The organism is Kocuria varians (assembly GCF_006539885.1).
Classification (GTDB): Bacteria; Actinomycetota; Actinomycetes; order Actinomycetales; family Micrococcaceae; genus Kocuria; species Kocuria varians.
Genome location: NZ_BJNW01000039.1, coordinates 1 through 1433, shown reverse-complemented (window position 1 = coordinate 1433; position 1433 = coordinate 1). Strand labels below are relative to the sequence as shown.

Genomic DNA, 1433 nt, shown 5'->3' with positions numbered 1-1433 from the left:
GGCTCATCGCATTTGACGGTGTAGCAGGGGTCTGAATCCGCCGGTGTCGAGGAGGGATCGGAGGATGTAGTGGGCGAGGTTGCGGAAGCCCAGCGCGGTGCCACGGAGGTGCTCGAGGCGGCCATTGATGGCCTCTGTTGGGCCGTTGCTGGTGCCGGGCCGGTCGAAGTAGGCCAGCACGTCCCCGGCCCGGCGTTTCAGAGTGCGGCCGAGCGTGATGACCTCGGTCAGCGAGGCTGGAACGTTGCCGGCGAGGTCCTGGATCACGGCGGTGAGTTGCTGCTTGGCGGCAACGCGATCGGGATTGCGGTATGCCTGGACGATCCGCTGGTAGATGCCCCAGGTCGCCTCCACTGCGGCGTGCTCGTCTGCGGCGAACACGCTGCTCAGGCGGCCGCACTGGCGATCGGTCAGGAGATCTGCGCCGGTGCGGAGGACTCGGCGGATCTCGTAGAGAGGATCCCCGGATCGGCCACGATGCCCGCAGGTGGTCTGCTGGATCCGTTGCCGGCAGCGGTCCAGTGCGTCACCGGCCAGGGCGACGACGTGGAACGGATCCATCACCGCGACGGCCTGCGGGATCTCTTCCGCAGCGGCGGTCTTGAAACCGGTGAACCCGTCCATCGCCACGGTCTCGATCCGGTCGCGGAAGCCCTGTTCCTGCTGGTCGAGCCAGGTCTTGAGCACCTTCTTCGAACGGCCGGGGACCATGTCCAGCAGCCTCGAGGCTCCGGTGCCATCGCGGACCGGGGTCAGGTCGATGATCACGGTGACGTACTTGTTACCGCCTCTGGTGTGGGACCAGACGTGCTCGTCCACGCCGAGGACCCGGACCCCCTCGAACCGGGCAGGATCGTTGATCAGGAGCTCGGAGCCGGCTTCGAGGACAGCGTCGTTCACGGTGTGCCAGGCGGTGCCGAGGTTCTCGGCGACCCGCGCGATCGACATCCGGTCGATGACCACGCTCTTGAGTGCCCAGAAGACCGCGTCGCGCGACAGCTTCGTGCGGGACGCGGCAGCGGCTGTGGTGTCCTGACGCCACACGGTGCAGCAGTCCGGGCAGCGGTAGCGACGCACTCTGACCTGCAGCATCGTCGGTCGCCAGCCGAGGGGGACGTGCACGATCGTTCTGAGGACCGTGCCGCGAGGAACTCCGGCCTGGCCGCAGCGATGGCACCACTGATCGTCCGCGAGGACCCGGCACTCCAGAACTGCCTGGCCCGTCTCGATGCGCTGGCCGGTGGCTGTGAGGCCGAGCCCGTCCAGGCCGCAGAAGGCATCGAGATCAGGGGACGAGAAGGTAGCGTGGGGCATGTCGAGGTCTTCCAGATGGCGAGCGTCAGAACTTCCATCATCGGGAGACCTCGACGTCTATCCCCGCACCGACGCGCCCACCCCGCCACCGACCGCTACACCCTCATCTGCGAAGAGCC

Annotated in this window: 1 protein-coding gene; it reads right to left on the bottom strand. The window is 67.4% G+C overall.

The annotated features are described in order from the left end of the window. Positions 1 to 3: 3 nt before the first annotated feature. Positions 4 to 1314 carry an ISL3-like element ISAar39 family transposase gene (locus KVA01_RS12525; RefSeq protein WP_141270575.1) on the bottom strand — a complete coding sequence of 437 codons (1311 nt, stop codon included), beginning with the start codon at positions 1312 to 1314 and terminating at the stop codon, positions 4 to 6. Positions 1315 to 1433 lie beyond the last annotated feature (119 nt).